Source organism: Citrobacter sp. Ce104, assembly GCF_030334595.1.
GTDB lineage: Bacteria > Pseudomonadota > Gammaproteobacteria > Enterobacterales > Enterobacteriaceae > Citrobacter > Citrobacter europaeus.
In genome coordinates, this window is sequence record NZ_JAOWDP010000062.1 from 100,929 (window position 1) to 125,448 (window position 24,520).

Consider the following 24,520-nt stretch of genomic DNA (forward strand, 5'->3'; position numbering starts at 1 on the left):
TTCGTGCTCGAAGTGTATAAGTGTGAGCTACTTCAAAGTTGTTGGCTTAAATAGATCCGCCCGGTGACAAGGTGAAACCTAAATCTAACATTTTAGGTGTGACTGCTTCACCACGAATGCGCGCCAGCAGGCGCTCTGCGCCAATGCTGCCCATTCGCTCACGCGGCGTGAGCACGCTCGCCAGACGCGGCTCCATCACCTGTCCGATGTCGTGACCGTGGAATCCGGCAATCGCCATATCATCAGGGATTTTCAGCCCTAAACGCTGACATTCGAAAGCCGCCCCTACCGCCAGGTCATCGTTGGTACAGAAGACGCCATCAAGCTGCGGGTATTCACGTCGCGCCTGACGAATGAGTTCAATACCGGATGAGTAGGAAGAAGACTGCTCCACCATCACGCTATACGGCACCAGGTCAGCATCGCGCATTGCCTGCTCGTAGCCTCTCTGTTTGATGATAGTACGTTCATCAAGACGTGCGCCAAGATAGGCAACATGACGGTGCCCACGGGCGATAATAGCGGCGGTCATCTGGCGCGCGGCCTCGAAGTTGTCGAAGCCGACGGCAATATCCAGACACGGTGACTGGCTGTCCATCAGTTCAACCACCGGGATACCCGCAACCTCAATCATTTTCAGCGTACGGGGCGTATGGCTACGTTCGGTGAGGATCAGGCCATCAATATTCCACGACAGCATCGACTCCAGGCGCTCTTGTTCCATCTCAGGTTTATAGCCGTAGTGCGCGAGCATAGTTTGATAACCATGGGCGTCGGTGACGGCCTCAATGCCGCGTAGCACTTCAGCAAAAACCTGGTTAGTAAGAGAGGGTAACAGCACGCCGATCGCGCGGCTGGTGGCGTTAGAAAGGATATCAGGAGCGCGATTGGGAATATAACCCAGCTCATCAAGTGCAGCGGCAATTTTGCCCCGCAGCGCCACGGAGACCTGCTCCGGGTTACGCAAAAAGCGACTGACCGTCATTTTGGTCACGCCCACGCGGTCGGCTACATCCTGAAGTACGGGTCTTTTCTTTTTCATCGTCCTGAAGCGTTAAAAAGGGATAGATTCCCCCAGTTTACCACGGACGTGCGTGAACCTTCGCAGAGAAAAAAAGGAGTTTTTTATTGTGAGAAATACACAAAATCATTCGAGTTGCATCAAGGCGGCGACGCAGTAAATCCCCGGGAGCGTACATTAAGTACGCGACCGGGGTGAGCGAGGAAAGCCAACACAGATGCAGCTTGAAGGATGCCGTGTATTTTTAGACTGGCGGCAGGTCAAACAGTAACACTTCACTATCGCTGTCGGCATGAATCGAAATTGCCTGTTCATCCCAGATGGCCAGGCCGTCGCTGGTGGTCGCTTTGGTGCCATTAATGGTGACATTGCCTTTTACCACCTGGATCCAGACGCGGCGTTCAGCGGCAATCTGATGCACCGACTGCTCATCTTTGACCAGCGCCCAACGGTACAGCTCCATATCCTGGTAAACTTTCAGCGAACCATCACGGGCATCCGGCGACAGCACCAGTTGTTTACCCTGGGCGGCATCGAAACGGCGCTGTTCATAGCGCGGCGTAATACCGTTTTCCTGCGGCATGATCCAGATCTGATACAGATGCAGTTTCTCAGTATTGCTCGGGTTATACTCCGAGTGACGGATCCCCGTCCCGGCGCTCATAATCTGAAACTCACCGGCCGGAACCTGCTCTTTGTTGCCCATGCTGTCCTGATGCTCCACTGCACCTTCCAGCACATAGGTCAGGATTTCCATGTCTTTATGGGGGTGAGTGCCAAAGCCCTGGCCTGCGTCGATTACATCATCGTTAATCACGCGCAGTGCCGAGAACCCCATAAAGTTCGGGTCATAGTAGTTGGCAAAAGAGAAGGTATGCCAGGAATCGAGCCAGCCATGATTAGCGTGGCCACGGTCATTAGCTTTGCGTAAATAGATCATTGTGTTCACCCCCAGATGTTTTCGATGGAGTAAGTGTGGACTCAATCCGTGTGGGATCATAGAGGGTGAAAATTGACTCCTCTGTTCAAAAAATATGAACAAGCCCAGAGGAGTCTGTGCAGGCTATTTGGCGAGGGTTATCGTGGCAGGCGTTGCCTGTTCAAAGGCGCGTTCGAGGATTTCCAGGTTGGTAAGAACTTCAGATTCCTTGACGTAATTAGGCGTACCGGCCGTCAGCGTCTGGTACAGCGCATCATAGACGCGACCGTAGTCTCCCACTTCCGGCTTCACCTCTTCTTTCACCGTGATGCCGTCATCGTTGACATATTCCAGCATTCCAATGGAATCATCGGTAGCGAAACCTGGCTCACCTGGCATGATATTAGCCTTCAGGCTGGTTTCCTGCTGGTCGATGCCGTACTTCACAAACGAGCCTTTGGTGCCATGGACGATAAACTTCGGATAGTCGATTTTCACCAGATGACTGGTTTTAACAATGGCTTTCAGGTCGCCGTAAAACAGCTGCGCTTCAAAGGTATCGTCCGGGTTCGCTTTGTTGCGTAGGCTGCGGATGTCATAGGCCACATGATCGGGGCGTCCGAACAGCGAGATAATCTGATCCATGGTGTGTACGCCCAGACCATAAAACGCGCCGTCCTGCGGCAGCCCCGGCTTGGTTTCTGCTTCGGGACGGTAGTAATCGAAATGGCTTTCAACTTCAACAATCTTGCCGAGCTTGCCGCTCTCAATCGCTTTTTTAGCGGTGAGGAAACAGGAGTCAAAACGACGATTCTGATACGGCGTAACGGTCAGTCCTTTGCTTTGCGCTAGCTCAAACAACTCTTTTGCTTGCGCAAGCGTCGGGGTGAAGGGTTTCTCAACCAGCACATTTTTACCCGCTTCCAGCGCGCGTTTGGCGTATTCAAAATGGCTGTCAGCATGGGTACAGACGATCACCAGCTTCACCTGCGGATCGTTTAAGATCTCGTCGAGGTCACTGGTGAAGTGAATATGGGAATACTGCGGCGCCTGCTCTTCCGGCTTGGCGTTGCGGCGGAAAATGTGCGCAACGTGCCAGCTATTTTTGCGATTGAGGACGTACGGCAAATGGTAGCGAGTGGTGCTTTTACCAAAACCAATAAATGCGCAGTGTAAGGTCATGAGACGATCCTTTTGAAAGTGATTGTCTACACCATAGCGCAAAGCGGCTGGAGACTGAATGTTGGATTCTTTGCCGGATGGCGGCGGAGCCTTATCCGGCCTACAAAACCCAGGTCTCAGCTGTAGGCCGGATAAGCGCAAGCGCCATCCGGCATCATCCCGGGGACAAAATGACAAGTAAGCCAGGCAGAAACAAAACCAAAAAAAAAGCCAGCGCAAGGCTGGCTAAAGTAATACTGGAAGCAATGTGAGCAATGTCGTGCTTTCAGGTTCTCCGTAGGGGTTCCCCTGAACGCAGAGCAATAATAATCATTCTCATTCGCACTTGTCTACTTCTTTTTGCAAAAAAATGCAGTTGACGGGATTTTCTTTCTCAGCGAGTGTAAATACACAATTAACCCTGCAGGAGATAAGGAATGAGTGAAATAGTGATACGCCACGCTGAACCAAAAGATTACGACGCAATTCGTCAGATCCACGCTCAGCCGGAGGTGTACCACAACACGCTACAGGTTCCTCATCCTTCCCTCGAGATGTGGCAGGCGCGGCTAACCGAGCAAGCCGGGGTTAAACAACTGGTTGCCTGCATTGACGATATCGTCGTGGGGCATCTCTGTATTGAGGTTGCGCAGCGCCCACGCCGCAGCCACGTGGCCGATTTTGGTATCTGCGTGGATGCCCGGTGGCACAATCGCGGCGTTGCCAGCGCGCTGATCCGCACGATGATCGACATGTGCGACAACTGGCTGCGCGTCGAGCGTATTGAGCTAACGGTATTTGTTGATAATGAGCCTGCCGTGGCGGTGTATAAGAAATACGGCTTTGAAATCGAAGGCACCGGCAAGAAATACGGCCTGCGCAACGGTGAGTATGTTGATGCCTACTTTATGGCACGCGTGAAATAAATTTAAGGGCGAGTCGTATCGCCCTGCTTATTGAAAGGACGCAATAGTGAAAAAGTACCTTCCCCTGGTGTTGCTGGCAACGCTCTCCCCTGCTTTTGCCACTACCGTACAAAATCTCGATTCCGTACCCAGCGCCATTCAACACCCGGAAGGCAAACAGATTTTCGCTGAGCAAATGGCGGGAGCAACACCCGCGAAAGGATTTGGCGAGCTTCCGCAGGGATTATCCGAGGACCAGTGGATTGCCTGGGTTGCGCCGAATGAGGATCCTGACAACCTGATCCTCACGGGTGCCAAAGCCTGGGGCAAAGACGGCAAATATATTGGCGTCGCTTGTTTCGCTGACAATCAGGCGGATGCCGGGCAGGCAAAGAAATACGCGGATAACACCTGTCCTGAAAACTACAGCAACGGGCGCGCTAATAAATTATATCTCGGCGTTTTTTCCTGGCAGAACCAACGGCTAACGCCGATTGCACGTTCGGAAAAACCGTTAAACCAACTCTCGGAGTGGAATAAAGCCGCCGAAAAAGAGAGCGATGATGAGTCCGTCAGACCGCTAGCTTATTATACAAAACTGGATCTGGCACCGTACCGGATCGCCCCCGATACCCTGGCGTTCGGGGTGCGTGGTGGATACTCTGATGCGTATTCCGGCGGCGGCGCATTTTACGAAGTGCTGGAGCTCTATACGATCAAAGACAACAGGATAATCAACGTGTATTCCGACCTTGTTTATCAATATACGGACATCGCCGGAGACTGGAATAAAGACGGCACAAGGCAGCACGACATCAGCGAAAGCAAGTACATTCTCAAAATGCGCTCGGCAAAGACGCACGGATTTTATGATTTAGAACGCGTTAACCTGCAGGATAAAAGCAGCCAAATATTCCGCTGGTCTGAGTCACTGCAGGGATATGCGCCATAACCAACCAGTCAGGCCTACACCACTTAGAACGCTGTAGGCCATTATTCTTAGTATCCCGCCGTTAAATCATCCACGGAACGCGGGTCAGACGCGCCATACAGTGCGCCATCCGGTCCAACCATAATGCTCTGCGTGCTGCCCATCGCCTCTTTCAGCGCGACTTTCTGTCCTTTTTGCTCCAGCAACTTGATTGTATCCGGGCTGAAGCCCTTCTCGATGCGCAGTTCATCCGGTAACCACTGATGATGGAAGCGCGGCGCGTTGGTCGCTTCGGCGACGTTCATCCCGAAATCAATGCTGTTGACTACCATTTGCAGCACGGTTGTGATAATTCGACTCCCGCCAGGGCTGCCGGTAACCAGCCAGGTTTTCCCGTCTTTTACCACGATAGTCGGTGACATCGACGACAGCGGGCGCTTTTTCGGCCCAACCGCGTTAGCATCGCCGCCCACCAGTCCATAAACGTTTGGCACGCCCGGCTTAGCGGAGAAATCATCCATTTCATTATTGAGCAGGATACCGGTGTTACCCGCCACGATGCCGGTCCCGAAGGTGGTATTCAGGGTATAGGTCACCGCCACGGCATTGCCGTCTTTATCCACCACCGAGAAGTGGGTGGTCTGGTTGCTTTCATACGGGGCGAGCTTGCCTGGTTTGATCTGGCTGGAAGGCTTAGCCTTGTTGATATCAATTTGATCCGCAAGCGTTTTAGCATAGGCTTTGTTGGTCAGTGCCTGCCACGGCACTTTCACAAAATCCGGGTCGCCCAGATACTCTGAACGGTCGGCGTAAGCATATTTCTCCGCTTCAGCCATGACCTGCATGGCGTCGGCGCTGCCAAACCCGTACTTCTTCATGTCGAAGTTTTCGAGAATATTGAGGATCTGCACGATGTGAATACCGCCAGAGGACGGCGGCGGCATGGAGAAGACCTGATACCCGCGATAGTCACCGCTAATCGGCGTACGCTCCACGGCTTTATAGCTGGCTAAATCCTCTTTGGTCATCAGCCCGCCGTTCTTCTGCATTTCCCCGGCAATCTGATCGGCAATCGCCCCTTTATAAAACGCGTCCGGACCGTTCTCGGCAATCATCTCGAGGCTTTTCGCCAGATTCTTTTGCACCAGCTTGTCGCCCTTTTTCAGCGGCTCGCCGTCTTTCCAGAAAATGGCTTTGCTGTTCTCGTGATTAGGGAGCACTTCGCTGCCATAGGTTTTCAGATCGTCGGCCAGCGCATCGTTAACCACAAAGCCTTCTTCCGCCAGCTTCATTGCCGGGCGCACCACTTTGTTCAGCGGCATCGTGCCGTATTTCTCCAGCGCCAGCGAGAAACCCGCCACGGTACCCGGCGTACCGGATGCCAGATGCGACGTCAGCGACTTTTTCGCATCGGCGTTGCCCTGCTCATCGAGGAACATGTCACGGGTCGCGCCAGCAGGCGCCATTTCACGAAAATCGATCGCGGTGGTGTTACCGTCTTTAGTACGCAGCAGCATAAAACCACCACCGCCCAGATTGCCCGCCTGAGGATGCGTTACCGCCAGCGCGTAGCCAACGGCCACGGCGGCATCGACGGCATTCCCCCCCTGTTTGAGAATATCCACCCCAACCTGGGTAGCCAGCGCATCCACGGAGGCCACCATCCCCTGTTGCGCGCGCACAGGATGGAACACATCTTCCTCAACACCGTAGGATACCGGCGGTGGCGCAGCCGGCGCGGCAGCAACGCTAAAACAACTTCCTGAGAGCAGAGCAGCAATGGCTACCCGGCGTAAAAACGTCGGTTTTATCATCGTTATTCTCCAGATGTATGGGGGTCGGCCCCCAATAAGCCTGGTGCATAACTCTGAAATAATCATCGTAACGGCGAGAAAGGAGTAAACTTAAACGATCCCCGAGAGGAGAAAAGCGATGAAACGACTCTTACTTTTAGCCATGCTGTTGCCGTTTGCAGGCTTTGCACAGCCTATCAACACCATGAATAACCCGAATCAACCGGGTTATCAGATCCCGAGTCAGCAGCGTATGCAGACGCAAATGCAATCGCAGCAGATTCAACAGAAAGGGATGCTCAACCAGCAGTTGCAAACGCAGACGCGTATGCAGCAACAGCATATGGAAAACCAAATCAACACCAACTCCCAGCGAGTCCTTCAGTCTCAGCCTGGCGAGCTGAATTCCGGTCAGCAGCAGATGCTTTCCAACAGCAACGGTGGGATGTTGAGTGGAACCCGTAACCCGGACAGCTCGCTGAATAAGCAACATATGCTGTCAGAGAAAAAGAACGGCGACATGCTGAAGCCCTCCAGCACGCCGCAGCCTAACGTTCCGTTAAAAACGATTGGACCTTAACAGGGCTGGAAATCCGGACCAATCGTATCAATAGCATCGGTACAGATACAGTCCACTCCCCAGCGTAGCAGTTCCGCCGCGCGCTGGGGTCGGTTGACGGTATACACCAGTATCCGTAGCCCCGCGTCGCGTAGCGCATCCACGCGAGCTTCATCCAGCAGCTTGTGATTAAGATGAATAGAGACGCAGCCAAGCCGCGTTGTCAGCTCACGCCAGTCTTCGCGCAATTCATCCAGCAGCAAACCTCTCGGCAGTTCAGGCGCCGCCTGCTGCGCCGCTTCAAGCGCATCAATTTCAAAGGATGACAACAGTGGTGGCGTCATTTCCGCCCACAGTTCCCGCGCGGCCAGCGCAACGACTTTGCCGGTTAAGGTTCCGGTGCCGGTTGTGGGTTTAATTTCAATATTCGCCATCATACCGTGCTGACGGCAGCGCTCGGCCACTTGCGAGAGCAGCGGCAGCGGTTCACCTTTAAACTCACCGCTAAACCAGCCGCCGGCGTCCACGCGCAATAAATCTTGCCAGTTCAGCTCGCCTGCCACGCCCCAGCCGTTACTGGTTCGCTCCAGGTTGTCGTCATGCAGCAAGAAGATCTCACCGTCTTTCGACAATTTAGCGTCAAACTCGATCATGGTATGCCCGTATCGCGCCCCCACGTCGATCGCCGCCAGGGTGTTTTCCGGTGCCAGCTTACCGCCGCCACGATGGGCGACAATATGGGGGTAAGGCCAGTAACTCATACGCGTTGTCCTGTTTCGCCATCAAAAAGATGCAGATGATTTTCTGGCAGATGCAGCCACAGCGTGCTGCCTGCCGTCGGGCGATGCTGATGCGCCAGTCGCACCACCAGCTTTTGCTCACCCCAACGTCCATGTGCCAGGTTATCCGCTCCCAGCATTTCCAGCGTGTCGACGACCAGTGGCACGCCGCCTTCGGCCTGCGAGCTTAGCGCAATATGCTCCGGGCGGATACCCAGCGTCATATTACGCCCACCAGACACTCTGGCGCTTCTGCCGACCGGCAACGTCATACCGTCGTCAAGCTCAAAATGGGTACCCGCGGCGCTGATGCGCCCGTCCAGCAGGTTCATCGCCGGGCTGCCGATAAAACTCGCCACAAAGCGGCTGGCTGGCTTTTCATACACCTCAACCGGCGTACCTACCTGCTCGGCAATGCCTTTGTTCATCACCATCACCCGCTGGGCGAGCGTCATCGCTTCAACCTGATCGTGCGTCACGTACAGCGAAGTGGTTTTCAGGCGGCGATGCAGATGTTGTAACTCGAGACGCATCTGTACGCGCAGCTTGGCATCGAGATTGGAAAGCGGTTCATCAAACAGGAATACCGCCGGGTCGCGGACAATCGCCCGCCCCATCGCCACGCGCTGGCGCTGTCCGCCGGAAAGCTCGCGCGGACGACGCTTGAGCAGTTCACCCAGCTCAAGAATACGCGCCGCCTCTTTCACCCGTTCGGCAATATGCTCCTTACCCATCCCGCGGATTTTCAGCCCCCAGGCCATGTTTTCTTCCACGCTCATATGCGGGTAGAGCGCGTAGTTCTGAAAGACCATCGCAATGCCGCGATCCTTCGGCTCCATCTCGGTAACGCGCTTATTATCAATCCAGATATCGCCGCCGCTCACCCGCTCAAGCCCGGCCACCATCCGCAGTAGCGTAGATTTGCCGCAGCCAGATGGCCCGACCATGACGATAAATTCCCCGTCCGCGACGTCCAGCGTCAGCGGTTTAATCACCTGGGTTTTGCCGTCCCAGCTTTTGGTTACTGCCTGTAGTTTGAGTCCTGCCATTTTATTTCTCACTGTCCACTAAACCACGTACAAACGCGCGCTGCATGGCTAACACGATGATTACCGGAGGGATAAGCGTTAGCAGCATGGCTGCCATTACCTGATTCCATTGGGTGGTACCTTCACCGGTGGCAATCATGCCTTTGATACCCGCCACCGCAGTGCCCAAATTGACGTCGGTAATAATTAACAACGGCCACAGATACTGGTTCCAGCCGTAGATAAAGGTGATAACGAACAGCGCCGCCAGGTTGGTTTTTGACAGCGGTAGTACGATATCGCGGAAAAAACGCATCGGTGACGCACCGTCAATACGCGCCGCCTCAACCAGTTCATCCGGCAGGGTCATAAAGAACTGCCGAAACAAGAAGGTCGCAGTAGCCGATGCCATCAACGGCAGCGTCAGACCCGCATAGCTGTCGAGCATTTTCAGGTTGGCAATAACCTCCACCGTCGGGAAAATACGCACCTCAACCGGCAGCATCAGGGTGATAAAAATCATCCAGAAGAACAGGTTGCGCAGCGGAAAACGGAACCAGACGATGGCGAATGCGGAGAGCATAGAAACGGTGATTTTGCCTACCGTAATACTGAACGCCATAATGAAACTGTTGAGCATCATCAGCCAGAACGGCGCGCTATTGACGCCCACGCCGTTGACCCAGATGTATTTCATGTTTTCCAGTAGCTGTGTGCCGGGCACCAGCGTCATCGGCGTTTCAAACACCGCTTTGTTGTCCAGCGTCGCCGCGACAAACGCAACGTACAGCGGAAACAGGATCACCATGATCCCCATAATCAACATGGCATGGCTGAATATTGTTAGCCCACGACGGTTCTCAATCATTGGTAACGCACCTTACTTTCCACATAGCGGAACTGCACCACCGTCAAAATAATGACCAGGAACATCAGCACCACCGATTGCGCGGCCGAAGCGGAGAGATCCAGCCCAACAAACCCTTCGCGATAGATCTTATAAATCAACGTAGTGGTCGCCTGTACCGGGCCACCCGCCGTGGCGGCATCGATCACCGGGAAAGTATCAAAGAAGGCATAAACCAGATTCACCACCAGCAGAAAGAAGCTGACCGGGGCTATCAGCGGCAACGCCAGCTTAAAGAAGCGGCGAACCGGCCCTGCGCCATCAATCGCGGCGGCCTCAATCAGCGACCGCGGAATAGACTGCAGTGCGGCAAAGAAGAACAGGAAGTTGTAACTAATCTGCTTCCAGACCGACGCAAACACCACCAGGAACATCGCCTGACCGCTGTTTTGCGCATGGTTCCAGTCATAGCCAAACTCACCGAGAAAATGGGTAATCAGTCCGCGTCCTGGGTTAAACAGGAAGATCCACAATACGGCGGCGACGGCGGGCGCGACGGCATAAGGCAACAGCATCAGCGTCTGGTAAAAACGACTGCCACGCACCACGTAATTCACCAGCGCCGCAAAAAACAACGACACCAGCAGACCGCTTACCGTGACGAACGTACTGAACTTAATGGTGGTCCAGAACGAATCAAGGTAGTACGGGTCATGAAACAGCGCGACAAAGTTCTCCAGTCCGACAAACTGGCTGGAAAGACCAAACGGATCAACGGATTGCAACGAATACCACAGCGCTTCACCGGCGGGCCAGATAAAGAAAATAACGGTGATAACCAGCTGCGGAGCCACCAGCAAATAGGGAAGCCAACGCGAGCGGAATACCGGACGGGATGAAGACATGTAGACTTTTCCTGGAAGGTGCCGGATGGCGGTGCAGGCACCTTATCCGGCCTACAAACGCTGTAGGCCTGATAAGCGCAGCGCCATCAGGCACTTATACACTTAAGACTTGGTCGATTGCTCAAAACGACGCAGTAACTGATTGCCACGTTCAACGGCGGTATCCAACGCCTGCTGCGGGGTTTTCTTCCCGGTCCAGACGCTTTCCAGCTCTTCATCCACGATAGTGCGGATCTGCGGCATGTTGCCCAGACGCAGCCCTTTGGTGAACGGCAACGGCGGCTTGTTCAGCATCTGGCGAGTGGCGATATCAGCCCCTGGGTTCTTATCATAGAAGCCCTGCTCGCGGGTCAGGTCGTAGGCAGCAGTGGTGATGGGCAGATAGCCGGTCTTCTGGTGCCATTCGGCAGCAATTTCAGGCTTCGCCAGGAAGTTGAGGAACTGCGCCACGCCTTCGTAAGTTGCTTTGTCTTTACCCTGCATAACCCACAGGCTGGCCCCACCGATAATCGCATTCTGCGGTGCGCCCTTCACGTCGGCATCGTACGGCATCATTCCGACGCCATAGTTGAATTTAGCGTAGTGACGGATGTCAGCCAGAGAACCAGAAGAGGCGGTGGTAATGGCACAATCCCCGTTATAGAACTTCTCGGTGGACTCATCTTTACGCCCAAAGTAGCTGAAATCCCCTTTTTTGTTCAGCTCTTCCAGCAGGGCAATATGTTTTACCTGCTCCGGTTTATTGAATTCCAGCACCGCGTCAGTACCGTCAAAACCGTTGTTTTTGGTTGCTACCGGCAGACCGTTCCAGGCGCTGAAGTTTTCAATCTGAATCCATCCCTGCCACCCGCTGGCGTAACCGCACTTCATTCCTGCGGCTTTCAGCTTCGCGGTGTATTCCGCCAGATCCTGCCAGGTTTTCGGCGGCTGCTCCGGGTCTAAACCGGCTTTTTTGAAGGCATCTTTGTTGTAGTACAGCACCGGAGTGGAGCTGTTAAACGGCTGGGAGAGCAAGTGCCCACTTTTAGAGTCGGTGTAGTAACCGGAAACGGTCGGTACGAACTGAGACTCATCGAAGTTAATGCCGGCCTCTTTGAAGACTTCATAGACCGGTTTAATGGCTTTCGAGGCCATCATTGTTGCCGTACCCACTTCATAAACCTGCAACAGCGCAGGCGCGTTTCCGGTACGGAAGGCGGCAATACCTGCGCTCAGGCTTTGCTCGTAGTTGCCTTTGTACTGCGGAACAATTTTGTAGTCGGGATTGGCGGCATTAAAACGTTGCGCCAGTGAGTCAACTTCTTTACCCAGTTCGCCTTCCATTGAGTGCCAGAACGGGATAGTGGTGACCGCCAGTGCCTGACCTGCAAATGCCAGGCTAAGTGCCAGTCCTAAAGCTGTATGTCGTAACGATATCATCGGTTATCTCTCTTGTTGTGCCGGATGCGCGATATCACGCGTTTTATGCTCGCGGGGGTAACATGACATGCTCGAATGACAGAAAAATAACTTTTTTATTACAAAAAAAAGATAGTAAGGCGACAAACAGATGGCAAGGCGGTGAAAGCGTAGTGACAGGAAAATGCGGGGTGGTGCACAACAAAGCCGGGTAGCGCTATGTCTTACCCGACCAGGATGATGTTATCTGTTACTGCCAGCAAGGAACATTAATCTTTACGCCCGCGTCGTTCATATTCATTCTGTAAACGCTGCTGTTCACGCCGCTCGCGTTCGCGCTGGATATCCGATTTCTCATCTTCCCAGCCCGGACATACTGAGCTGGTGAAGACTTCGCAGGGCGAGTTGGACTGCGCTAACGGGTTGTCCGGTTTCTCTTCCCAGATTGATGGGTCGCGCGGGTCGAACGCTGGCGGCGCTGAGGCCAGGGTATTTAATGAAAGCGTCAAAAACAAACTACCAATCATCATGCAGGTACCTGAACGAATCATCCTTTCTCCATGTTCATTTTTATTATTGATAACTATTCTCAATAATAACATAGAGCAATAAAAAGGGGCCACAGCGGGCCCCTTTTCTATTCAGAGAATGGTTAACCGCCCAGATACGCGCTGCGCACCGCTTCGTTAGCCAGTAACGCATCACCGGTGTCTTCCAGCACCACATGACCGTTTTCCAGCACGTAGCCGCGATCGGCGAGCTTCAGTGCCTGGTTAGCGTTCTGTTCAACGAGGAAGATGGTCATCCCCTGCTCGCGCAACTGCTCGATGGTGTTAAAAATCTGCTGGATGATAATCGGTGCCAGACCCAGCGACGGTTCATCAAGCAGTAGCAGCCTCGGCTGGCTCATCAGCGCACGACCTATCGCCAGCATCTGTTGTTCACCGCCGGACATCGTTCCCGCACGCTGAATTCGACGCTCATGCAGGCGAGGAAACAGGTCATACACCCATTTGATGCGTTCCTGAAACTGGTCCTTTTCGGCAAAGAAGCCGCCCATCGCCAGGTTCTCTTCGACCGTCATGCGGGAAAACACGCGACGCCCTTCCGGAACAATCGCGACCGCTTCGCGCATGATTTTCGCCGTCTGCCAGTCGGTAATGTCTTTACCATCAAAGACAATTCGCCCGCTGGTCGCACGCGGATCGCCGCATAACGTACCGAGCAGCGTGGTTTTTCCCGCGCCGTTGGCGCCAATCAGGGTAACGATTTCACCCTGGTTGATATACAAGCTGACATCGTGCAGCGCCTGTATCTTGCCGTAGTGGGCGCTGACTTTGTCGAACGATAACATCACGTTATCCATATTATACCTCGCCCCCATTATGCTTCTCCTAAATAGGCGCGGATAACATCCGGGTTATTACGAATCTGTTCCGGCGTCCCGTTCGCCAGCGGCGTGCCCTGGTTCACCACGTAAATACGGTCGGAAATCCCCATCACCAGCTTCATATCGTGCTCAATCAACAAAATGGTGGTGTTGTGATGGTTACGCAGTTCAGCAATCAGCTCGTCCAGCTCTTTGGTCTCTTTCGGGTTGAGGCCTGCGGCGGGTTCGTCGAGCATCAGGATTTCCGGCTGGGTCACCATGCAGCGGGCAATCTCCAGACGGCGCTGATCGCCGTAGGCCAGGTTACTGGCCTGCCGGTTGGCATGCTCCAGCAAACCAATACGCGCAAGCCAGGTGGCGGCGCGATCCAACGCTTCACTCTGCGCGCTACGGAACGACGGAGTTTTCAACAGACCGGAGAAGACACCGGTTTTCAGCTGCTGATGTTGCGCCACCAGCAGGTTTTCAATCACCGTCATTTCGCGAAACAGGCGCACGTGCTGGAAAGTACGCACCACGCCCATACGCGCGATTTGCTGACCCGGCAGCCCTTCAAGGTGCTGGTCGCGCAGCTTAATCGTGCCGCCGGTCGGCTTATAAAAACCGGTCAGACAGTTAAAGACCGTGGTTTTCCCCGCGCCGTTTGGCCCGATTAACGAGACGATTTCCTGCGGACGCAGTTCCAGTTCAACGTTGTTTACCGCCAGCAGACCGCCGAAGCGCATCATCAGGCCGTTAACGGATAATAATGGCTGACTCATGCCTGCTCTCCTTTCGCTTCCCCGTTTTTCAGCTTCAACTGCGGACGGGTCATCGGCAACAAGCCCTGCGGACGCCAGATCATCATCAGTACCATTAAACCACCCAGCATTAACATGCTGTATTCGTTGAAATCACGCATCAGTTCGCGTGACACCACCAGCAGGATAGCCGCGAGGATCACCGCAAACTGTGAGCCCATTCCGCCCAATACCACAATCGCCAGCACAAAGGCCGACTCGGCAAAAGTGAACGATTCCGGGCTGACAAAACCCTGGCGCGCAGCAAACAGCGTACCGGCAAAACCCGCGAACGCAGCGCTAATGGTAAAGGCGGTCAGCTTGATGCGCGTAGGGTTTAAGCCCAGCGAGCGACAGGCAATTTCATCTTCACGCAGCGCTTCCCACGCACGGCCCAACGGCATACGCAGCAGACGGTTGATGACAAACAGCGAGAAGACCACCAGCAGCAGCGCCACCAGATAGAGGAAAATGACGCGGTCAGACGGATCGTACTTCACATTAAAGAAGTTGCTGAAAGTATCCCAGCCGCCTTCACGGGCGGTACGGCTGAACTCCAGACCGAAAAAGGTGGGTTTCGGGATCTGGCTGATACCATTTGGGCCACCGGTCACTTCGGTGTTGTTGAGCAGCAGGATACGGACGATTTCGCCGAAGCCTAACGTCACAATCGCCAGATAATCACCGCGCAGGCGCAGTACCGGGAAGCCGAGCAGGAAGCCCGCAGCAGCGGAAACCAGCCCTGCCAGCGGCAGACAGGTCCAGAAGCCGAGTCCGTAATAATGGTTCAGCAGTGCGAAGGTGTAAGCGCCGATGGCATAGAAGCCGCCGTAGCCCAGCACCAGCAGGCCGGAAAGCCCCACTACCACGTTTAAGCCGAGGCCGAGGATGATATAAATCATCGTCAGCGTGGCGATATCCACCGTTCCGCGCGACACCATAAACGGCCACGCCACGGCAATCACCAGCAGCGCCACCAGGAACAGCTTCTGTTTAACGGTGGAGCCATCAATCGCCGGCAGAATAAACTTCGGTCCGGAGACGCTCTTCAGCCCCTTCTGGAAAGCAGGACGCAACAGTTGAAAGAGAAAGACCACGCCAGTGCCGATAAATACCCACTGCCAGCGGATATCCGCAGCGGTATCCACCACCAGTTTGGTGCCGTCAAGTTCCAGTTGAACGCCCATAAAGACGCCCGCCAGAATGAAGAACATAGCGGCGGAAAGCAGCGCCATTGCAAAATGCATCGGTTTCATACTTTCTCTACCTCCGGGCGACCCAGAATACCGGTCGGCATCACCAGCAGCACCAGAATCAGCAGCGCGAACGACACCACGTCTTTGTATTCGGTACTCAGGTAAGCAGAGGAGAGCGCCTCGGCAACGCCCAAAATCAGGCCGCCGATCATCGCCCCAGGAATGCTGCCGATGCCGCCCAGTACCGCCGCGGTAAAGGCCTTCATCCCGGCCATAAAGCCGATGTACGGGTTAATTACCCCGTAGAACTGACCGAGCAGTACGCCCGCTACCGCCGCCATTGCCGCGCCAATCACAAAGGTCAGCGCAATCACGCGATCGGTGTTAATGCCGAGCAGGCTGGCCATCTTCAGATCTTCCGCGCAGGCACGACAGGCGCGACCCATACGCGAATAGCGGATGAAAATCGTCAGCGCCAGCATCGCCAGGAAGGTTACAATCCAGATAACCGCCTGCATGGTGGTGATAGACGCAGAGAAGTTTTCGCTACTGCCGATAGTCCACTGGCCGTTGAACAGGCTGGGCAGCGCCACATCACGCGAACCTTCGGTGAGGCTGACGTAGTTTTGCAGGAAGATAGACATCCCGATGGCGGAAATCAGCGCAATCAGGCGCTTGGAGCTGCGCACGGGCCGATACGCCACGCGTTCAATACTCCAACCGTAGGCGCTGGCAATCACAATCGCGCCGACGAAACCCGCCGCGACCAGTAGCCAACTGGAATCAATACCCATCATCATTAGCGCAGCGATGATCATAAAGGAAACATAGCTGCCGATCATATACACCTCGCCGTGGGCGAAGTTGATCATGCCGATAATGCCGTACACCATCGTATAACCGATAGCGATCAGCGCGTAGGTGCTTCCCAGCGTGACGCCGTTAAACATCTGCTGCAAGAAATAGAGGAACTGCTCGGACATAAGGTAACCTTTCTTAACCCGCCCGTTTTGTACGGGCGGTGGGATAACTCGTCTTCAGCGATTACTTCGCGACGGTCGATGATCCGTCCGCGTGCCACTGGAAGACACCAAACTCAAATCCCTTCAAATCGCCTTTTTCGTCCCATTTCAGCGGCCCAATCACGGTATCAGCCCCGTGTGCTTTCAGATCTTTCACCAGGTCCAACGGCTCTTTGCTACCGCTGCGATCCATTGCAGTTGCCAATGACTGGACTGCTGCATAAGTGATCCACACGTACGGACCAGTTGGATCTTTCTTGTCAGCTTTGAGCGCATCGACGATAGCTTTATTCGCCGGATCCTGGTCATAGCGTTTTGGCATGGTCACCAGCATGCCTTCAGCGGCATCACCGGCGATATTAGACAGCGACGCATTGCCGACGCCCTCTGGTCCCATAAACTGGGTTTTCAGCCCGACAGAACGCGCCTGGCGCAGCATTTGCCCCATTTCCGGGTAGTAGCCGCCGTAATAAACAAAGTCGATATTTTCTTTTTTCAGGCGGGCGATCAGCGCAGAAAAATCTTTTTCCCCGGCGGTGATCCCATCGAAGAAGACGATGTTGCCTTTGCCCGCTTTCAGGCTGTCCTGAACTGAACGCGCCAGGCCTTCACCGTATTGCTGTTTATCGTGAATGATGGCGATGCGCTGCGGCTTCACTTTCTCCAGGATGTATTTCGCGGCGGTCGGCCCCTGAGAGGAGTCCAGGCCCGCTGTACGCATAATGTGTGCATAACCGCGCTGGGTCAGTTCTGGATTGGTTGCGCCAGGAGAAATCATCAGAATGCCTTCATCTTCATAGATATCTGATGCAGGCTGCGTAGAAGATGAACACAGATGACCAATAACGTACTGAATGCCGTCATTGACGATTTTGTTCGCTACCGCAACGGCTTGTTTTGGATCGCAAGCGTCGTCATATTCCACAGCGACCAGTTTGTCGCCTTTGACTCCACCTTTGGCATTGATATCTTTTATGGCCTGACGTGCGCCATTAAATTCCATATCACCCCACTGCGCGACCGGACCTGACATCGCGCCAACAACAGCGACCTTGATATCTTCCGCCATGACCGCATGCGACATTGCCAGTGCTATCACCCCTGCGATGATTGTTTTCGCATTCCGTTTCATTTCTGAATCCCCATTCGTGACGTAATTAATATTTTGTATTTATGTGGTTAAAAAGCAGACTGTGCTTTTTTTGCGCTGTGCTATTTTTACCAGTCTCATTAATGGCTTAGCACAGTTTTTTAAGCAAATTACGGCTAAAAGCTCTATTTTTCAGTCGATTAAGAAAAGATAATATTCTGCTTTTCACTATAGATAAACAAAAAAAAGCGCGTTTGTCAGCATAAAATAATGGCACAAAGAGCGGAATAAAATGCTGCATTCCAGGGGATTATCCTGCCTGTTTTTCAATCTCTACTGTTTCAATCTGTCATTACCGTTGTTACAAAACTATTAACCTGGTGAATCACGTAAAAAAGAGAAAGCATCCGGGCGAATTATTTCGGTACACTGATTCCATCTTTTGTGATTTGGACATGCTGTTAATGAAGCTGACCATCGTTCGTTTAGATAACTTTAGCGACCAGGACCAGATTGATCTGGGTAAAATCTGGCCGGAATATTCCGCCTCATCGTTAAGCGTAGATGAAACGCACCGGATTTACGCCGCGCGCTTTAACGAGCGTCTGTTAGGCGCAGTTCGCGTAACCCTGAGCGGCACACAAGGCGCGCTGGATTCATTGCGCGTGCGCGATATCACCCGCCGTCGCGGCGTCGGGCAGTATTTGATCGAAGAAGTGATCCGGGAAAACCCTGACGTGAGTTCATGGTGGATGGCCGACGTCGGCGTTGAAGACCGCAGCGTGATGGCCGCGTTTATGCAGGCGTTAGGGTTTACAGCCCAGGAGAATGGCTGGGAGAAGCGCTAAAAGAAAGCCGGATGGCGCTGACGCTTATCCGGCCTACGAAGTGCTCGTTGTAGACCTGGTAAGTATGTAGGCCGGGTAAGGCGAAGCCGCCACCCGGCACTCAATTACTTGGCGTCTGTCGCCGTCCCGTTTGCGTGCCAGTCAAACACGCCGAACTCGAAGCCTTTCAGATCGCCCTTCGCATCCCATGACAGCGGCCCCATTACGGTTTCCACTGAGTTTGCTTTCAGGTATTTGGCAATTTCAGCCGGATCGTCAGACTGGTTCAGGCCGGCCTGCAAGGATTGCAGCGCGGCGTAGGTGGTCCAGACGAATGCGCCGCTCGGATCCTGTTTCTTGGCTTTAATAGCATCTACGATGGGTTTGTTCGCCGGAACCTGATCGTAGTTCTTCGGTTTCGTCACCAGTAAACCTTCCGCAGACTCGCCCGCGATGTTAGACAGCGATACGTTCGCTACCCCTTCCGGTCCCATAAACTGGGTTTTCAGGCCAGCAGCGCGCGCCTGACGCAGAATCTGCCCCATTTCCGGGTGGTAACCACCGTAGTAAACGAAATCAATATTTTCTTTCTTCAGACGCGCCACCAGCGTAGAGAAATCTTTTTCGCCGGCGGTGATACCGTCGAAGAACACCACATCAGCGTTGGCTTTCTTGAGGTTGTCCTGCACGGAGCGCGCCAGGCCTTCGCCGTACTGCTGTTTGTCGTGAACGATGGCAATGCGCTTCGGTTTCACTTTATCGACGATATATTTCGCCGCAGTTGGGCCCTGATCGGAATCCAGACCTGTGGTACGCAACACCAGGTTATAGCCGCGCGCGGTCAGTTCTGGCGCCGTTGCCGCTGGGGTGATCATCAGAATACCTTCGTCTTCATAGATGTCTGATGCAGGCTGAGTGGAAGAAGAGCACAGGTGACCAATAACGTATTTAATCCCGTCGTTGACCACTTTGTTAGCAACCGCTACCGCTTGTTTCGGGTCACAGGCATCGTCATATTTCACCATGACCAGTTTGTCACCCTTCACGCCGCCCTTGGCGTTGATATCTGCTATCGCCTGCTCTGCGCCAGTAAATTCCTGATCGCCATACTGCGCTACCGGACCGGACATCGCGCCGACAACGGCCACTTTAATATCCTTAGCAAACGCCATATTGCTCAAAGACAGGGCGATACATCCTGCCAATAACGCTTTACCCTTCATATTCATCCTGACAATCCCCATTATTGTGGTTATTACGTGTGTTGTGATGTTGTTGTTCAGCACTTTATTTCGATTATTGGATAGCCACCCGTGCTTTAGCAGCATACTCTGCTAAAACATACCCGATTTTTATTATTTTGGAATAGCTAAATTTGACATGCAGATAACAACTTGATGACAAAAAGCATAAACGTCAGGAGGGAGAGGGAGTAATAAAAACAAAAAACCCCGGATTTTCATCCAGGGTTTATCAGCATTTCCAGGTCGGCTGGAAGATTACGCTTCGATCGCCGCACGCAGTTTTTTCATGGCGTTCTTTTCAAGCTGACGAACACGTTCAGCGGAAACGCCGTAGCGATCGGCCAGCTCCTGTAACGTCGATTTGTTGTCTTCGTCCAGCCAACGGGCACGAATGATGTCCTGGCTACGCTCGTCCAGGCCTTCCATTGCGTGGGTCAGTTTGTTCGCGGCCTGATCTTCCCAGTTATCTTCTTCAATGCCGTCGGCAAAGTTAGAAGATTTATCCTGCAGATACAGCACCGGAGCCATCGGCTGGCTGTCAGACTCATCGTCTGAAGACATGTCAAACGTCATGTCCTGCGCCGCCATACGGGATTCCATTTCGCGCACGTCTTTGCTGGAAACACCCAGTTCGCGAGCAACCATTTCGACTTCATCCTGGTTAAACCAGCCCAGACGCTGCTTGGTTTTACGAAGGTTAAAGAACAGTTTACGCTGCGCTTTGGTGGTCGCGACTTTAACGATACGCCAGTTACGCAGGACGTATTCGTGGATCTCAGCTTTGATCCAGTGCACGGCGAAAGAAACCAGGCGCACACCCACTTCCGGGTTGAAACGACGCACGGCTTTCATCAGGCCGATATTACCTTCCTGAATCAGATCCGCCTGCGGCAGGCCATAGCCCGCATAATTACGAGCAACATGAACAACAAAGCGCAGGTGAGACAGGATCAGCGTTTTAGCTGCTTCCAGATCGCCCTGGTAATGCAGCTTTTCAGCCAGTGCCCGCTCCTCGTCAGCCGACAACATCGGCCACGCGTTCGCAGCCCGGATGTAAGATTCCAGGTTACCAACAGGGGCTAAAGCTAAATTTTGCATTTCTTTGGTCATTCAAATCCTCTCAATCTTTTCATCTGGCGCATTGGCTAAAACCAATAGCAACAACCATGCCAGAGCTTATGAGCAACGAGAATATCATTCAATCTTTTATCAGACAGTGATTTTATCCACAAGTTCCATGTCGTAATGTGTATAGATTACGCACAAAATGTGACATCACAATGAATACGCCGGGAAGAGACAACAGGGACTCTTTCCCTGCAGAGCGAACTACTCAGTGCAGGGAAAGATTATACCAGAGATTTTTTAATCGGGGGTAAAGTGGCGTAAATGTTGAACCGTGGCAAGCCAGGCTGCCACCCAGCCAATCATCGAGCACACCAGCAGCAATAACAGGCATTCGTCGAATGATAAGCCGTTGATATCAAACTTGGTTCCAAAAACCTGCGCCACTTCAGTTACCGCTGACGACAGACGCATCACCAAAATTTCTGACAAAATCAGTGAAAGAAATGCGCCGGAAAAACCGAGCAGTGCACCACCATAAAGGAACGGACGCAGGATAAATCCATCCGTCGCGCCAATCAGTTTCTGCACGTTAATGGTATCGCGACGCGCAAAAATACTCAGACGCACGCTGTTACCAATGACGAGGAAGACCGCCGCCACCATCAGCACGCCAATCATCGCGGAAACGCGTCCAACAAGGCCCGTCAGCGCCGCCAGGCGAGCGAACCAGCTGTCATCCATCCGCACTTCATCAATACCGTTGATTTGTGCGATGCGGTCACGCAGCGTGTTCAGCGACTCCGTCCCCTGGAAGTCCAGTTTAGGGATAACCACCGCCACGGCCGGCAGCGGGTTCTCTTCCAGCATATCCAGCGCGCCGCCAAAACCAGACCAGTTACGGAATTCACCCAGCGCGTCGTCACGGGAAAGATAATTCACTTTCTCCACGCCCTGCTCGGCCTGCAACTGACCCACCACCCGCGCCGCCGCATCATCATCCAGCGTTTTTTGCAGGTAAACGGTGATCTGCGGGGACGGATAATACTGGCTTGCCGCATGGTCTACGTTCTTATAAACCATGTAGCACACGCTTGGCAGCGTCAGGGAGATGGCAATAACCATCACCGTCAGAAACGTCGCCAGCGGCTTGCTTTTCAGGTCCTGCAACGCGCCCTGGAACGCATAACGTACCTGCTCGTTAAAGACATTGGTTTTACGCGAGTTCGGCTTTGGCGCAGCTTTCGCCCGCTTTGGCGCATTGCGACCGCCGTCTCCCGGCGCACCGCCCGATTTACGAAAGCGATCCAGTCGGCCACCGAACTGCTTGATTTGATTAATAGCGTCACGTCTATTCATGCGCCAGGCCTCCATGCAGATGTCCATCGCTCAGAACCATTTGGCGATAGGAGCGACGGGAGATCAGGCCAATATCGTGCGTGGCCATTAATACCGTGACCCCGACGCGGTTAAACTCTTCGAACAGGCGAAGGATCCCTTCTGACAGCGCGTCATCCAGGTTCCCCGTTGGTTCATCCGCCAGCAGTACCGCAGGTTTGTTCACCACCGCACGAGCGATGCCCACGCGCTGTTGTTCACCGCCGGAGAGTTGAATCGGGAAGTTTTTCGCTTTGTCCAGTAGCCCGACTTTATCCAGCGCCGCTGACACGCGACGACGAATATCGTCCCCGCTGGCGCCCGCGATGATCAGCGGGATTGCCACGTTGTCAAACACGGTTCGGTCCATCAACAGGTGGTGATCCTGAAAAATCATGCCAATCTGACGACGCAGAAACGGCACTTCACGGTTTTTCAAACGGCTGATGTCATGCCCGCTGAAGTAGATTTTCCCGGCGCTGGGCCGTTCAATTCCACAAATCAGCTTCAGCAGGGTACTTTTCCCCGCGCCGGAGTGGCCGGTCAGAAACGCCATCTCGCCAGGCTGCATATGGAAGGTCACTCCCTGCAGCGCTTGTCTCCCACCGAGATAGGCCTTGCTGACATGTTCAAAGCGAATCATTGTTAATCCTCTCGGGCAAAAAGTGCCTCTATAAAATCGTCCGCTTTAAACGGACGTAAATCCTCGATACGTTCGCCCACACCGATATAGCGGATAGGGATGCCAAACTGATCGGCAACCGAGAAGATGACCCCGCCCTTCGCCGTACCGTCCAGCTTGGTCAGGGTGATACCGGTTAAGCCCACCGCTTCATGGAACAGTTTGGCCTGGCTTATCGCATTCTGCCCGGTGCTGGCATCGATAGTCAGCATAACTTCATGCGGCGCATCTTCGTCCAGCTTCTTCATGACGCGAACGATTTTTTTCAATTCTTCCATCAGGTGCGATTTATTCTGCAAACGCCCTGCGGTATCAGCGATCAGCACGTCTACGTTACGCGCCTTCGCCGCCTGGATGGCATCAAAGATAACGGACGCAGAATCGGCACCGGTATGCTGAGCAATCACCGGGATATTGTTACGCTGACCCCAGACCTGCAGCTGTTCTACCGCCGCCGCACGGAAAGTATCGCCCGCCGCCAGCATGACCGATTTACCCTGTTGCTCAAACTGACGCGCCAGCTTACCGATAGTGGTGGTTTTGCCCACGCCGTTGACGCCAACCATTAAGATAACAAAGGGTGTTTTGCCATCAACATTCAGCGGTTCGTCAACCTTCGCCAGAATCTCGCCCATCTCGTCTTTCAGCAGACCGTACAGCGCTTCCGCGTCTTTAAGCTGCTTGCGACTGGCGCCTTCCGTCAGATTCGCAATGATCTTGCGGGTCGTTTCTACGCCCACGTCGGCGATGAGCAACTGCTCTTCCAGCTCTTCAAACAGATCATCGTCGATCTTTTTACCACGGAACAGACTGATAAATCCGGAACCGAGGTTTTCTTTTGTTTTCAGCAGGCTGCGTTTCAGGCGCGCAAAGAAACCTTCTTTAGTTGGTTTTTCCTGCTCCTGGACTGCCTCTTCTTTTACCGGTTCTTCAACGGCTGGTTCTTCTACCGGCACCACCATGACGGCTTCTTCAGCAGCCTCAGCGGCCAGCGCCTGTGCTTCCAGCTCTTCGTCGGTCAGTTGCGGTTCGTTTTCAGCTTCCTCTTCAGCCGCCTCAACGATTTCCACGGTTTCCGCTTCGGCCTGCCACTCTTCGGTAGAAACATCTTCGGTTTTAACCTCTTCCGGCAGCGGCAATTCTTCGCGTTCGATGACCACCGCTGCTGGCGTTTCCACAACGGGTTCAGCAACCGGCTCAATTTCCGGCTGTGGTTGTTCGGCGACAGGTTCTTCTTCCGGCTGCAGTTTTTCGATTTCCGCAACCTGTTCAGTCACTTCAACGACTTCAGCTGCAAAGGCTTGCGTTTGTGCTTCGCTACGGGTTTCCTCGGTGCGCGGCGGTTCGTCAACGACGGTAGTTTCTTCAGCAACCGGTTGTTTTTCTTCGTTTTTTACTTCTGTCTCGTTTTCCGGTGCCTGCTCTTTTTGACCAAAGCCCAGCCAGGAAAAAAAGCCACGTTTTTTCTCTTTCGCCATTTGCGACTACACTCCCCCGCTGTTGCTTCATGGCACAGCGTCAACGCTATGTACATAGCAGCTAAAAAAATGATGAAATAGTCTATCACTTATACCCAATGAATTTCGAGTTACGTCAAGGCGG

24 protein-coding genes are annotated in these 24,520 nt (G+C 53.5%); 4 read left to right on the forward strand and 20 right to left on the reverse strand.

The window, feature by feature from the left end:
- Nucleotides 1-46: 46 nt before the first annotated feature.
- The 3 genes from gntR to OGW16_RS08770 all read right to left on the reverse strand — a co-directional run bounded on the left by gntR (nt 47) and on the right by OGW16_RS08770 (nt 3,122).
- Nucleotides 47-1,042, reverse strand: coding sequence for a gluconate operon transcriptional repressor GntR (gntR, locus tag OGW16_RS08760; RefSeq protein WP_016157654.1), 996 nt, complete (start codon nt 1,040-1,042; stop codon nt 47-49).
- A gap of 223 nt (nt 1,043-1,265) precedes the next feature.
- On the reverse strand, nt 1,266-1,961 hold the full coding sequence (yhhW, locus tag OGW16_RS08765) for a quercetin 2,3-dioxygenase (protein WP_003023472.1): 696 nt from the start codon (nt 1,959-1,961) through the stop codon (nt 1,266-1,268).
- 123 nt (nt 1,962-2,084) lie between these two features.
- Nucleotides 2,085-3,122: an oxidoreductase gene (locus OGW16_RS08770; protein WP_123915597.1), complete on the reverse strand. Its 1,038-nt coding sequence runs from the start codon at nt 3,120-3,122 to the stop codon at nt 2,085-2,087.
- Nucleotides 3,123-3,538: 416 nt separating this feature from the next.
- Here OGW16_RS08770 and yhhY point away from each other — a divergent pair, with 416 nt between their 5' ends.
- Nucleotides 3,539-4,027 (forward strand): N-acetyltransferase, encoded by a 489-nt coding sequence (yhhY, locus tag OGW16_RS08775; RefSeq protein WP_019078130.1) that lies wholly within the window; start codon nt 3,539-3,541, stop codon nt 4,025-4,027.
- Between the two features lie 46 nt (nt 4,028-4,073).
- Nucleotides 4,074-4,958, forward strand: coding sequence for a hypothetical protein (locus OGW16_RS08780; RefSeq protein ID WP_043018599.1), 885 nt, complete (start codon nt 4,074-4,076; stop codon nt 4,956-4,958).
- A gap of 47 nt (nt 4,959-5,005) precedes the next feature.
- Here OGW16_RS08780 and ggt read toward each other — a convergent pair whose 3' ends face one another.
- A complete protein-coding gene (ggt, locus tag OGW16_RS08785; protein ID WP_043018600.1) occupies nt 5,006-6,751 on the reverse strand; it encodes a gamma-glutamyltransferase in 1,746 nt (581 codons plus the stop codon).
- A 118-nt stretch (nt 6,752-6,869) separates the two neighbouring features.
- On the opposite strand from ggt, the gene OGW16_RS08790 reads away from it, so the two are divergent.
- Nucleotides 6,870-7,310 carry a DUF2756 family protein gene (locus OGW16_RS08790; protein WP_043018601.1) on the forward strand — a complete coding sequence of 147 codons (441 nt, stop codon included), beginning with the start codon at nt 6,870-6,872 and terminating at the stop codon, nt 7,308-7,310.
- Here OGW16_RS08790 and ugpQ read toward each other — a convergent pair.
- The 11 genes from ugpQ to livK all read right to left on the reverse strand — a co-directional run bounded on the left by ugpQ (nt 7,307) and on the right by livK (nt 17,765).
- Nucleotides 7,307-8,050, reverse strand: coding sequence for a glycerophosphodiester phosphodiesterase (ugpQ, locus tag OGW16_RS08795; protein ID WP_286518298.1), 744 nt, complete (start codon nt 8,048-8,050; stop codon nt 7,307-7,309). The two genes, OGW16_RS08790 and ugpQ, sit on opposite strands and share 4 nt — an antisense overlap.
- Complete coding sequence (locus tag OGW16_RS08800; RefSeq protein WP_047408101.1) at nt 8,047-9,117, reverse strand: sn-glycerol-3-phosphate import ATP-binding protein UgpC; 1,071 nt, start codon at nt 9,115-9,117, stop codon at nt 8,047-8,049. The genes ugpQ and OGW16_RS08800 overlap by 4 nt, the downstream gene beginning before the upstream one ends.
- Nucleotide 9,118: 1 nt before the next feature.
- The gene (gene ugpE / locus OGW16_RS08805) at nt 9,119-9,964 is read right to left on the reverse strand and encodes a sn-glycerol-3-phosphate ABC transporter permease UgpE (RefSeq protein ID WP_003023450.1); all 846 of its coding nucleotides are present in this window, start codon (nt 9,962-9,964) and stop codon (nt 9,119-9,121) included.
- A complete protein-coding gene (gene ugpA / locus OGW16_RS08810; protein ID WP_043018604.1) occupies nt 9,961-10,848 on the reverse strand; it encodes a sn-glycerol-3-phosphate ABC transporter permease UgpA in 888 nt (295 codons plus the stop codon). The genes ugpE and ugpA overlap by 4 nt, the downstream gene beginning before the upstream one ends.
- A gap of 102 nt (nt 10,849-10,950) precedes the next feature.
- The gene (gene ugpB / locus OGW16_RS08815) at nt 10,951-12,267 is read right to left on the reverse strand and encodes a sn-glycerol-3-phosphate ABC transporter substrate-binding protein UgpB (protein WP_043018605.1); all 1,317 of its coding nucleotides are present in this window, start codon (nt 12,265-12,267) and stop codon (nt 10,951-10,953) included.
- A gap of 248 nt (nt 12,268-12,515) precedes the next feature.
- Nucleotides 12,516-12,797, reverse strand: a complete 282-nt coding sequence (locus OGW16_RS08820; protein WP_080626001.1) for a hypothetical protein — start codon at nt 12,795-12,797, stop codon at nt 12,516-12,518.
- 101 nt (nt 12,798-12,898) lie between these two features.
- Nucleotides 12,899-13,612: a high-affinity branched-chain amino acid ABC transporter ATP-binding protein LivF gene (gene livF, locus OGW16_RS08825; RefSeq protein ID WP_087050797.1), complete on the reverse strand. Its 714-nt coding sequence runs from the start codon at nt 13,610-13,612 to the stop codon at nt 12,899-12,901.
- A gap of 17 nt (nt 13,613-13,629) precedes the next feature.
- Nucleotides 13,630-14,397 (reverse strand): high-affinity branched-chain amino acid ABC transporter ATP-binding protein LivG, encoded by a 768-nt coding sequence (gene livG / locus OGW16_RS08830; RefSeq protein WP_181230995.1) that lies wholly within the window; start codon nt 14,395-14,397, stop codon nt 13,630-13,632.
- On the reverse strand, nt 14,394-15,671 hold the full coding sequence (gene livM / locus OGW16_RS08835; RefSeq protein WP_043018609.1) for a branched chain amino acid ABC transporter permease LivM: 1,278 nt from the start codon (nt 15,669-15,671) through the stop codon (nt 14,394-14,396). Before livM ends, livG begins: the two co-directional genes overlap by 4 nt.
- Nucleotides 15,668-16,594 (reverse strand): high-affinity branched-chain amino acid ABC transporter permease LivH, encoded by a 927-nt coding sequence (livH, locus tag OGW16_RS08840; RefSeq protein WP_286518301.1) that lies wholly within the window; start codon nt 16,592-16,594, stop codon nt 15,668-15,670. The genes livM and livH overlap by 4 nt, the downstream gene beginning before the upstream one ends.
- A 61-nt stretch (nt 16,595-16,655) precedes the next feature.
- The gene (gene livK, locus OGW16_RS08845) at nt 16,656-17,765 is read right to left on the reverse strand and encodes a high-affinity branched-chain amino acid ABC transporter substrate-binding protein LivK (RefSeq protein ID WP_043018611.1); all 1,110 of its coding nucleotides are present in this window, start codon (nt 17,763-17,765) and stop codon (nt 16,656-16,658) included.
- Between the two features lie 422 nt (nt 17,766-18,187).
- Here livK and panM point away from each other — a divergent pair, with 422 nt between their 5' ends.
- The gene (gene panM, locus OGW16_RS08850; RefSeq protein WP_003827573.1) at nt 18,188-18,571 is read left to right on the forward strand and encodes an aspartate 1-decarboxylase autocleavage activator PanM; all 384 of its coding nucleotides are present in this window, start codon (nt 18,188-18,190) and stop codon (nt 18,569-18,571) included.
- A gap of 104 nt (nt 18,572-18,675) precedes the next feature.
- Here the strand turns inward: panM and livJ are convergent, their stop codons facing one another.
- From livJ to ftsY, 5 genes are all read right to left on the reverse strand, one after another.
- Nucleotides 18,676-19,779, reverse strand: a complete 1,104-nt coding sequence (livJ, locus tag OGW16_RS08855; RefSeq protein WP_140389828.1) for a branched chain amino acid ABC transporter substrate-binding protein LivJ — start codon at nt 19,777-19,779, stop codon at nt 18,676-18,678.
- 270 nt (nt 19,780-20,049) lie between these two features.
- Nucleotides 20,050-20,904 (reverse strand): RNA polymerase sigma factor RpoH, encoded by an 855-nt coding sequence (rpoH, locus tag OGW16_RS08860; RefSeq protein WP_003023425.1) that lies wholly within the window; start codon nt 20,902-20,904, stop codon nt 20,050-20,052.
- Nucleotides 20,905-21,159: 255 nt separating this feature from the next.
- Nucleotides 21,160-22,218, reverse strand: coding sequence for a permease-like cell division protein FtsX (gene ftsX / locus OGW16_RS08865; protein WP_016154839.1), 1,059 nt, complete (start codon nt 22,216-22,218; stop codon nt 21,160-21,162).
- Nucleotides 22,211-22,879 carry a cell division ATP-binding protein FtsE gene (gene ftsE / locus OGW16_RS08870; RefSeq protein WP_003023420.1) on the reverse strand — a complete coding sequence of 223 codons (669 nt, stop codon included), beginning with the start codon at nt 22,877-22,879 and terminating at the stop codon, nt 22,211-22,213. The genes ftsX and ftsE overlap by 8 nt, the downstream gene beginning before the upstream one ends.
- A 2-nt stretch (nt 22,880-22,881) precedes the next feature.
- Nucleotides 22,882-24,396, reverse strand: coding sequence for a signal recognition particle-docking protein FtsY (gene ftsY / locus OGW16_RS08875; protein ID WP_286518304.1), 1,515 nt, complete (start codon nt 24,394-24,396; stop codon nt 22,882-22,884).
- Nucleotides 24,397-24,520 lie beyond the last annotated feature (124 nt).

Coding starts and splice junctions, on each gene's coding strand:
- gntR (WP_016157654.1), bottom strand. CDS start 1,042: ATGAAAAAGAAAAGACCCGTACTTCAGGATGTAGCCGACCGCGTGGGC.
- yhhW (WP_003023472.1), bottom strand. CDS start 1,961: ATGATCTATTTACGCAAAGCTAATGACCGTGGCCACGCTAATCATGGC.
- OGW16_RS08770 (WP_123915597.1), bottom strand. CDS start 3,122: ATGACCTTACACTGCGCATTTATTGGTTTTGGTAAAAGCACCACTCGC.
- yhhY (WP_019078130.1), top strand. CDS start 3,539: ATGAGTGAAATAGTGATACGCCACGCTGAACCAAAAGATTACGACGCA.
- ggt (WP_043018600.1), bottom strand. CDS start 6,751: ATGATAAAACCGACGTTTTTACGCCGGGTAGCCATTGCTGCTCTGCTC.
- OGW16_RS08790 (WP_043018601.1), top strand. CDS start 6,870: ATGAAACGACTCTTACTTTTAGCCATGCTGTTGCCGTTTGCAGGCTTT.
- ugpQ (WP_286518298.1), bottom strand. CDS start 8,050: ATGAGTTACTGGCCTTACCCCCATATTGTCGCCCATCGTGGCGGCGGT.
- OGW16_RS08800 (WP_047408101.1), bottom strand. CDS start 9,117: ATGGCAGGACTCAAACTACAGGCAGTAACCAAAAGCTGGGACGGCAAA.
- ugpE (WP_003023450.1), bottom strand. CDS start 9,964: ATGATTGAGAACCGTCGTGGGCTAACAATATTCAGCCATGCCATGTTG.
- ugpA (WP_043018604.1), bottom strand. CDS start 10,848: ATGTCTTCATCCCGTCCGGTATTCCGCTCGCGTTGGCTTCCCTATTTG.
- ugpB (WP_043018605.1), bottom strand. CDS start 12,267: ATGATATCGTTACGACATACAGCTTTAGGACTGGCACTTAGCCTGGCA.
- OGW16_RS08820 (WP_080626001.1), bottom strand. CDS start 12,797: ATGATTCGTTCAGGTACCTGCATGATGATTGGTAGTTTGTTTTTGACG.
- livF (WP_087050797.1), bottom strand. CDS start 13,612: ATGGATAACGTGATGTTATCGTTCGACAAAGTCAGCGCCCACTACGGC.
- livG (WP_181230995.1), bottom strand. CDS start 14,397: ATGAGTCAGCCATTATTATCCGTTAACGGCCTGATGATGCGCTTCGGC.
- livM (WP_043018609.1), bottom strand. CDS start 15,671: ATGAAACCGATGCATTTTGCAATGGCGCTGCTTTCCGCCGCTATGTTC.
- livH (WP_286518301.1), bottom strand. CDS start 16,594: ATGTCCGAGCAGTTCCTCTATTTCTTGCAGCAGATGTTTAACGGCGTC.
- livK (WP_043018611.1), bottom strand. CDS start 17,765: ATGAAACGGAATGCGAAAACAATCATCGCAGGGGTGATAGCACTGGCA.
- panM (WP_003827573.1), top strand. CDS start 18,188: ATGAAGCTGACCATCGTTCGTTTAGATAACTTTAGCGACCAGGACCAG.
- livJ (WP_140389828.1), bottom strand. CDS start 19,779: ATGAATATGAAGGGTAAAGCGTTATTGGCAGGATGTATCGCCCTGTCT.
- rpoH (WP_003023425.1), bottom strand. CDS start 20,904: ATGACCAAAGAAATGCAAAATTTAGCTTTAGCCCCTGTTGGTAACCTG.
- ftsX (WP_016154839.1), bottom strand. CDS start 22,218: ATGAATAGACGTGACGCTATTAATCAAATCAAGCAGTTCGGTGGCCGA.
- ftsE (WP_003023420.1), bottom strand. CDS start 22,879: ATGATTCGCTTTGAACATGTCAGCAAGGCCTATCTCGGTGGGAGACAA.
- ftsY (WP_286518304.1), bottom strand. CDS start 24,396: ATGGCGAAAGAGAAAAAACGTGGCTTTTTTTCCTGGCTGGGCTTTGGT.